This is a genomic window from Kitasatospora sp. NPDC057904, from assembly GCF_042887925.1.
In the GTDB taxonomy this organism is placed as follows: Bacteria; Actinomycetota; Actinomycetes; order Streptomycetales; family Streptomycetaceae; genus Kitasatospora.
Map to the genome: position 1 here is coordinate 11,292 of NZ_JBHVOL010000047.1, position 7,177 is coordinate 18,468.

Annotated in this window: 7 protein-coding genes; 4 read left to right on the forward strand and 3 right to left on the reverse strand. The window is 73.9% G+C overall.

Annotation, left to right across the window (positions count from 1 at the left end; translation table 11 throughout):
- Positions 1–138 precede the first annotated feature (138 nt).
- Positions 139–1,764 carry an alpha/beta hydrolase gene (locus ACFVSN_RS44430; protein ID WP_387603111.1) on the reverse strand — a complete coding sequence of 542 codons (1,626 nt, stop codon included), beginning with the start codon at positions 1,762–1,764 and terminating at the stop codon, positions 139–141.
- 252 nt (positions 1,765–2,016) lie between these two features.
- Here ACFVSN_RS44430 and ACFVSN_RS44435 point away from each other — a divergent pair, with 252 nt between their 5' ends.
- From ACFVSN_RS44435 to ACFVSN_RS44450, 4 genes are all read left to right on the forward strand, one after another.
- Positions 2,017–2,979 (forward strand): DUF6528 family protein, encoded by a 963-nt coding sequence (locus ACFVSN_RS44435; protein WP_380447594.1) that lies wholly within the window; start codon positions 2,017–2,019, stop codon positions 2,977–2,979.
- A gap of 266 nt (positions 2,980–3,245) precedes the next feature.
- On the forward strand, positions 3,246–3,557 hold the full coding sequence (locus ACFVSN_RS44440; RefSeq protein WP_380447592.1) for a hypothetical protein: 312 nt from the start codon (positions 3,246–3,248) through the stop codon (positions 3,555–3,557).
- On the forward strand, positions 3,554–4,102 hold the full coding sequence (locus ACFVSN_RS44445; protein ID WP_387603115.1) for an acyl-CoA thioesterase: 549 nt from the start codon (positions 3,554–3,556) through the stop codon (positions 4,100–4,102). The genes ACFVSN_RS44440 and ACFVSN_RS44445 overlap by 4 nt, the downstream gene beginning before the upstream one ends.
- Before the next feature lie 216 nt (positions 4,103–4,318).
- Positions 4,319–4,714 (forward strand): DUF2267 domain-containing protein, encoded by a 396-nt coding sequence (locus ACFVSN_RS44450; RefSeq protein ID WP_380447588.1) that lies wholly within the window; start codon positions 4,319–4,321, stop codon positions 4,712–4,714.
- On the opposite strand, the gene manA is transcribed toward ACFVSN_RS44450, so the two are convergent.
- Positions 4,678–6,012 (reverse strand): mannose-6-phosphate isomerase, class I, encoded by a 1,335-nt coding sequence (gene manA, locus ACFVSN_RS44455; protein WP_387603118.1) that lies wholly within the window; start codon positions 6,010–6,012, stop codon positions 4,678–4,680. The genes ACFVSN_RS44450 and manA overlap by 37 nt on opposite strands.
- A gap of 70 nt (positions 6,013–6,082) precedes the next feature.
- The gene (locus ACFVSN_RS44460; RefSeq protein ID WP_387603121.1) at positions 6,083–7,033 is read right to left on the reverse strand and encodes an ROK family protein; all 951 of its coding nucleotides are present in this window, start codon (positions 7,031–7,033) and stop codon (positions 6,083–6,085) included.
- Positions 7,034–7,177: the final 144 nt, after the last annotated feature.

The window sequence follows — 7,177 nt, forward strand, 5'->3', positions numbered from 1 at the left end:
TTTGTCAGTCCCCGCCCCGGCCCCCGGCGTCCGTGGGTCTGCTCACCGGGGCGGGGGGGGGGGGGGGCGGCGGGGGGGGGGGGGGGGCCGGGGGGGGGCCCCCCCCCCGGGGGGGGGGGCCCGCCCCACGGAGGTGAGTCACCGCAGGACGCCGTGCACGGCCTCCGGGTCGGTGGGCGACAGCGGCGCCGCCGGGGCCGCGGTCTTGGCGGTGAGGGTGGGCGGCGGCGTCACCAGCACGGGGGCCGGATCGGCCTCCGGGGCGCAGGTCTTGGCGACGCGGCCCTTGCCGTCGGGGAGGCTGCCGTCGCGCAGGTAGGCGGTGAAGGTGTCGTCCAGGCACGCGTTGCCGTGGAAGAGGATCTCGTGGAAGCTGCCGCCGTCCTGCACGACCAGCTTGCTGCCCGGAAGCGCGTCGTGCATCGCGAGGCCGCCCTCGTACGGGGTGGCGGCGTCCTCGGTGGCCTGGAAGAGGAGGACGGGCGGGAGGCCCTTGCCGGTGATCTTCAGCCGGCCGGCCTGGTTGCCCTGGTACGGCCAGAACATGCAGGCGGCGTTGTACCACATGTTGTTATACGTGTAGAACGGCGCTTCGGCGTTGACCTTGGCCTGGTCCTTCTTCCAGGTCTCCCAGTCGCGCGGCCACGCGTTCTCGGTGCACTGCGCGGCGTTGTAGGCGGGGAACGTGCCGTCGTCGGAGCCGGGCGCGGCGTACTTGTTGTAGGCGATGTTCAGCGGCCGGGTGTCGTGCTGGACGAGGTAGGAGGACAGGACGGTCGCCATCCGGGGCCAGCGCAGGAAGTTGTAGCCGCCGCCGTAGAAGGTGTCCTCGAACTCGGCCGGGCCGATCTTGCCGGGTGCGGGCGCGGCGTCGACCGGGTCCTTCCGCAGGGCGTCCTCGACCTGGGCGTACGCCTTCTCGACGGCGGCCCGGTCGGTGCCGAGGTGGTAGACGGAGTCGGCCTTGGCGGCCCAGTCGGCGAAGGCGTCGAAACGCCGCTGGTGCTCCTTGTCCTGCAGGATGTTGTGGTCGTACCAGCTGATGGTCGGTCCGACGATGCTGTCGAGCACCATCCGGCGGACGTGCTTCGGGAAGAGCTGGCCGTACGTCGAGCCCAGTGAGGTGCCCCACGAGCCGCCGTAGAAGTTGATCTTCTGGACGCCCAGGGCGCGGCGGATGCTGTCCATGTCGCGCGCGTTGTCGACCGTCGTCATGTGCGGCAGCAGCCAGGACCAGTCGGCCGCGCAGTCGGCGGCGTACCCGGCGGCCTTCTTCAGCCATGCCTTCGACGTGCCCTGGCTCACCTGGTAGTCGGGGCGCTCGGCGTCGAAGTAGTGGGCGTCGCAGACGACATGGGGGTCGCTGGCGTTGGTGCCGCGCGGGTCGAAGCCGATCCAGTCGTAGGTGGAGGCGACGTCCTTCGGGATCTGCCCGGAGATGTAGGCGGGCATCCAGAGGCCGGAGTCGCCGGGGCCGCCCGGGTTGAGCAGGATCGGGCCCTGCCGCTTGTCCTTGGGGGCGGTGGCGGGCAGCCGGTTCAGCTTGATCTTGATCTTCCGGCCGTGCGGGTCGGCGTAGTTCACGGGGACGTCGAGCATCGCGCACTGGAGCGCCGGCGTGGTGGCGTCGTTGCAGGAGCTCCAGACGAGGCTGCCCTGGCCGGTGTCCTCCAGGGCGGCGGTGTCGGGCTCGGCGGCGGAGGCGGCTCCGCCCAGGGCGGCGACGGCCGCGGCGGCCGAGAGGAGGGCGATGACTTTTCTCATGGGGAGCATGATGTGATACGTGAAATGGTACTGCCAGGGGCCCGACCGGACTTTACCAAGGCTTGACCGGCGTGGAGTCGGGTCGGAGTCGGTGTGGAGTCGGGTCGGAGTCGGTGTGGAGTCGGGTCGGATCTGGGCGGCGGGCCTGCGGGGTGGGGCGGCGAGGGTGCAAGGGGGGTCGGGCGACGGTTCGCACGCCCGTTCGGCTGCGTGTGCTGTGCGGCGGGCGCGCGGGCCCGGCACGGTGGTGGCGTGCCGAGGAGGACGCTCGTGGGCCTGTGCGCCCTGCTGCTCTGCGCGCCCGCCGCCGGGGCGTACGCGGTCGAGCCCGGCTGGGCGGTGGCCGTCGTCGACCAGGGGTCGCGGCGCGTGCTCGTCCTGCAGAGCGCCGAGGAGCTGATGGCCTACCGGGGCCCCGACCGGCTGCCCGTCGTCTGGAGCTGGAGCGCCGATCTGGCGCCCGACCTCGCCGACCTCGGGCCCGCCACCACGTGGACCGCTCCGGACGAGGCCAAGAGCCGAATACGCGGCGGCCGGCGCTTCCTGCTCGTCACCGCCTCCGGCGGCCTCGCCGCCGTCGTGGACACCACCACCGGCGCGACCCGCTGGGCGACCGACGCCGGGGCGGCGGCCAACCCGCACAGCATCGAGCTGCTCCCCGACGGCAACGTCGCCGTCGCCGCGAGCGAGGGCGGCTGGGTGCGCGTCTACGCCGCCTCGCAGGGGCCGCGGGCCACCGCGCACGCCGAGTACCCGCTCCCCGGTGCGCACGGCGTCCAGTGGGACCGGCGCACCGGCCTGCTCTGGGCGCTCGGCGACGACGAATTGACCGCCCTCCGCGTCGGCGGAACCCCGGCCGCGCCCGCGCTGACCGCCGTCCGCGCCGTCCCGCTGCCCGGCCGCGGCGGGCACGACCTCGCGCCCGTCCTTGCCGCGCCGGGACGGTTCTGGGTGAGCACCCTGACCGCGCTCTGGCAGTACGACACCGCCGGCGGCCGCTTCACCCCCGTCCGGCTCGCCGACCGCGCCGCCGAGCGCGACCTCAAGAGCGTCGGCGACGAACCCGGCACCGGGCGCCTCCTCACCGTCGCCCCCGAGCACACCGCGCCGTGCGACTGGTGCACCTCCGTCCTGACCTTCCACCGGCCCGGCGGCACCCGGGTCCTGCGCGGCACCCACCTCTACAAGGCGCGCTGGTGGGGCGGGGGTTGGTGACGGCGGCCGCGGCACCAGGGGTGGCGGAGGGTGGCGAATACACGCCCCGCGCCGGAGCATTCGGCTGATGCGGCATATTTTGTGCCCCGCCAAACTACTCCAATGGAAGTGAGTTTCCCTTGATCGTCCGCAAACCTGTCGCGGGCCGTGCGGGCTGGGATAGCGTCCGTTCCGCCCGGGGGTGGTCCGACCGTTCCCCCCGGCGTAATCCGACGCATTCGACCAGGGCCGGGCCCTGCCCTGCCGCGACTTTTCCGGGAGAAAACATGCGCAATTGCGTTTCCGAGCAGCAGCCCGCCGCGGTCGACGATCTGCGCCTCGCGGTCGACTCGCTGGCCGCCTTCCCGGCCCGCAGCGCGGCCGGCGGCTCCGACGTCACCGAGCGCCTGGCCGCCGTCGCCGAACTCTGCCGCTCGGTCGACGCGGTGCTCGACAGCCTGGTCGTGCAGACCGCCGCCGAGGCCGCCGAGGAGGGCTGGACCGCGGCCCGCATGGCGAGCGAACAGTCCGCCTACTACGCCAGGTTGCAGCGGGCGCTGCTCCCCGCCGAGACCGGCGCCGGGCTGACGCGGCAGTGAGCGCCCTGCACCCGGGCGCGCACGTGCTGGCCTGCCCCACCCGGTGGAGCGACGTCGACGAGAACGGGCACATCAACAACGCCCGGCTGGTCGGCTACGTCCAGGAGGGGATTTACGACCTGTTCCGCCACCACGCGACCGCCGTGCGGGAATCGCTCTTCCCGTCCGGATTCATCATCGCGCGGCACGAGATCGATTACCTGGAACAGTTGCACCACCGGCCCGAGCCATTGTCCGTCCGGATCTCCGTCGAACGGCTCGGGCGTAGTTCCGCACACGTCGAGGTGAATGTCTGCCGGGAACCACTCGTCTTTATGCGAGCCCGTACCGTGGTGGTCGCCAGGGACCGTGAATCCGGGCGCTCGCGGAAACTCAGCCAGAGCGAACGGCGTTTTCTCTCCGGGTTTATGCCGGAGTGCCTTCGGGCCGCCGAGGTCGCGCCGACGGCGCCGCCGTCCGGGCCGCCGCAGTGGGTCCCGGTCAGGGCCGGCGGGGCCACCTCGGCGCGCCGCACGCGCCGGCGGTGCCGGGCCTCCGCGGCCTGACGGACCGGGTCGAATTCGGGTGTGATCGACAATGGCGTCGGTCCGCCCGCCCGCCCTTCCGCAGTACGCTGAGCAGCACGGGCACCGGTACGTTCGGCGTCGGTGACGTGCTGCGTCGGTCCCCCCGCGCACGCTGGTCGCATTCCGCTCCCGGCCGCCGCGGCAGTCGTCGCCGCCGTTTTCCCGCCGGTACCCACCGGGCGGAAGGAGGACGCGATGACCATTTCCTCGGAGGACTTCCTCGACCGCGTCGTCGAACGCGGGGAGTACGGGGGCCGCGCGGAGGCCGACCACGCCACCCGCGTCGTGCTCGCCCTGCTCGGCGAGCACCTGGTCGGCGGCGAGCGGGGCGAGCTCGCCGAGGCCCTGCCCGGCGCCTATGCCACCCTCCTGCGCGACGCCGCACCGACCTGCGCACCGCTGACCGCCGAGCGCTTCGTCGAGGCCGTCGTCGGCTGGATCGACGGGGCCACCCCGGCGACCGCGCAGTGGGACATCGGGGCCGTCCTCAGCACCACCGTCGACCTCGCGCCCGGGGACCTCGTCGACCGCGTGCTCGACCAGCTCCCCGACGGCTACGACCTGCTCTTCGGCCACCCGCTGCCCGCCTGAGCCGGCGCGCCGGTGGTGGCGCGGAACACCTCGGCGCCCGGGCCGGTCAGCCACACCGGCCCGGCGCCCGGGCGCAGGTAGGCGGCGGCTCCGCGGGGGAGGTCGAGGACGGCTCCGTCGGGGGACCGGAGGCGGGCTTCGGCCTTCGTGCAGAGGAGGATCTGGGGGGTGGGGAGGTCGGCGCGGGTGGGGCACTCGGTGGGGTGGAGCCTGGAGAGGCTGAATTCGGGGGTGGGGGTTGGGAATTGTCCCTCGTCGGTGGGGTCGAGGACGTCTGCTTCGGACGGGTCGAAGCATGTCACGGCGAGGACGCCGTCCACGTCGACGTGCTTCGGTGTGAGGCCGCAGCGCAGCACGTTGTCGGAGTTCGCCATCAACTCCACGCCCGTGCCTCGCAGATACGCGTGGGGGACTCCGGCTCCGAGGTAGAGCGCCTGGCCGGGGGCCAGCCGGACGTGGTTGAGGAGCAGGGCGGCGATGAGGCCGGGGTCGCCGGGGTGCTCGTCGGCGGCGCGGGCGTAGGCGGCGCAGGCCTCGGCGTACGGGCTGTCGGTGGCGGCGATGCGGTGTAAATGTGCTGCGAGGGTGGCGAGTTCGGAGTGGGTGGGGCGGGTCTTGGTGAAGGCTTCGCGTAGCAGGTCGGGGAGGACCTCGGTGGCGGGGCGGCGGCTGCGGAGGGCGTCGGCCCAGGGCGCGAGCATCGGGACGTCGCGGGTGTCGCGGGTGTTGGGGGTGTCGCGGGTGTTGACGGTGTTGAGGGTGTTGGGGGTGTCGCGGGTGTTGACGGTGTTGAGGGTGTCGAGGAGGTCGGCGGTGGCGGCGGTCGGCCTGAAGCCGCACAGGGCCTCGAAGTCGGTGAGGGCGCAGAGCAGTTCGGGCTTGTGCTCACGGTCCTTGTACATCCGCTCGGGCGCGTCGAGCGGGATGCCGCGCGCCTCCTCGTCGTCGTACCCTGCGGCCGCCTGCGCCCGGGTGGGGTGCACCTGGATGGACAGCGGCCGGTCGGCGGCGAGCACCTTGAGGAGGAACGGGAGTACCGGGCCGAAGCGGTGGACGGTGTCGGGGCCGAGCAGGGTGTCGGGGGCGGCGGCGATCAGTTCGTCGAGTGGGCGCGGAGTGGTGGGGCCGTCGGGGTCGAGGAGGAGGGACGGGGCGGACGGGTGCGCGCCCATCCACAGCTCGGCCTGTGGCGCGCCGGTCGGTGCTGTGCCGGTCAGCTCGGGGATGGCGGTGAGGGAGCCCCAGGCGTAGGTGCGGACCGGGTTGTGGAGCAGGGCGAAGGGAGGGAGAAGGTGCATGGCGGGTCTCCCGGGGGTCGGGGGTGGTGCGTGGTGCGCGGTGCGTGGCGCGTGGCGCGTGGCGTGCGGGTCAGCGGCAGAGGGCGGCGGCGCCGATCAGGCCCGCATCGGTGCCGAGTTCGGCGTGGCGGACGTCGAGACCCCGGACGTACGGCAGGGCGGCGTACTCGTCGAGGTGCCGGGCGAGCGGGGTGAACAGCAGCTCCCCGGCGGTGGCGACTCCTCCGCCGATCACCACCCGGTCGAGGTCCACGAGCGTGGCGGTGGCGGCGATCCCGGCCGCCAGGGCCTTGGCGGCACGGTCGAAGGAGGCCAGCGCGATCCGATCGCCGGCGGTGGCGGCTTCGGCGACGGCGCGGGCCGAACGGTCCTCCCCGGTCGGCTGCCAGCCCTCGGCGAGTGCCCGGCGGGCGATCGCCGTGCCGCTGGCGATGCCCTCCAGACAGCCCCGCGAACCGCACGGGCAGGGCTCGCCGTCCAGGTCGACCGTGATGTGGCCGAGGTGGCCCGCGTTCCCGCTCGGGCCGGGCCGGACGGAGCCGTCCAGGACCAGGCCCGCGCCGACGCCCGTCGACACCACCAGGCACAACGCGTTCGCGGCGCCCCGCGCGGCACCCCGCCAGTGCTCGGCGGCGGCCATCGCGACGCCGTCCCCGGCCAGGTGTACGGGCAGGTGGCGGGCGGCCACGGCCGGGTGTGCGGCTGATTCGGCGACGAGCGGGAAGCCGCGCCAGCCGGGGATGTTGACCGGGCTCACCGTGCCCTGGACGAGATCCACCGGGCCGGCGCTGCCGATGCCGAGGGCGGTCACTGCGGCCCAGCCCGGTGATCCGGCCAGCTGGTCCAGCACCTTGTGCACGACGGCGAACACCGCCCCGGCCGGCTCCTGGGCGGGGGTCGGCAGCTGGACCCGATGGTGGAGCCGCCCGAGGTCGTCGACCAGCGCCCCGGCGATCTTCGTGCCGCCGATGTCGATGGCGGCGAACAGGGGGGCGGGGGTGTTGGCGGGGGCGGCGGGCATCGGGGACGGCTCCTGTTGGGGGGTGGGTGGTGGGGTTGTGGTTAGCGTAGTGGGGGCCGCTGCGCGGGGCTTGGGGTGCGGGGTGGGCTTTCGGGTGGGTGGGGGGTGCCGGGGGTGGCTGCGGGGGTGGCCGCTCCGGGGGCT

Coding starts and splice junctions, on each gene's coding strand:
- ACFVSN_RS44430 (WP_387603111.1), bottom strand. CDS start 1,764: ATGAGAAAAGTCATCGCCCTCCTCTCGGCCGCCGCGGCCGTCGCCGCC.
- ACFVSN_RS44440 (WP_380447592.1), top strand. CDS start 3,246: ATGCGCAATTGCGTTTCCGAGCAGCAGCCCGCCGCGGTCGACGATCTG.
- ACFVSN_RS44450 (WP_380447588.1), top strand. CDS start 4,319: ATGACCATTTCCTCGGAGGACTTCCTCGACCGCGTCGTCGAACGCGGG.
- manA (WP_387603118.1), bottom strand. CDS start 6,012: ATGCACCTTCTCCCTCCCTTCGCCCTGCTCCACAACCCGGTCCGCACC.
- ACFVSN_RS44460 (WP_387603121.1), bottom strand. CDS start 7,033: ATGCCCGCCGCCCCCGCCAACACCCCCGCCCCCCTGTTCGCCGCCATC.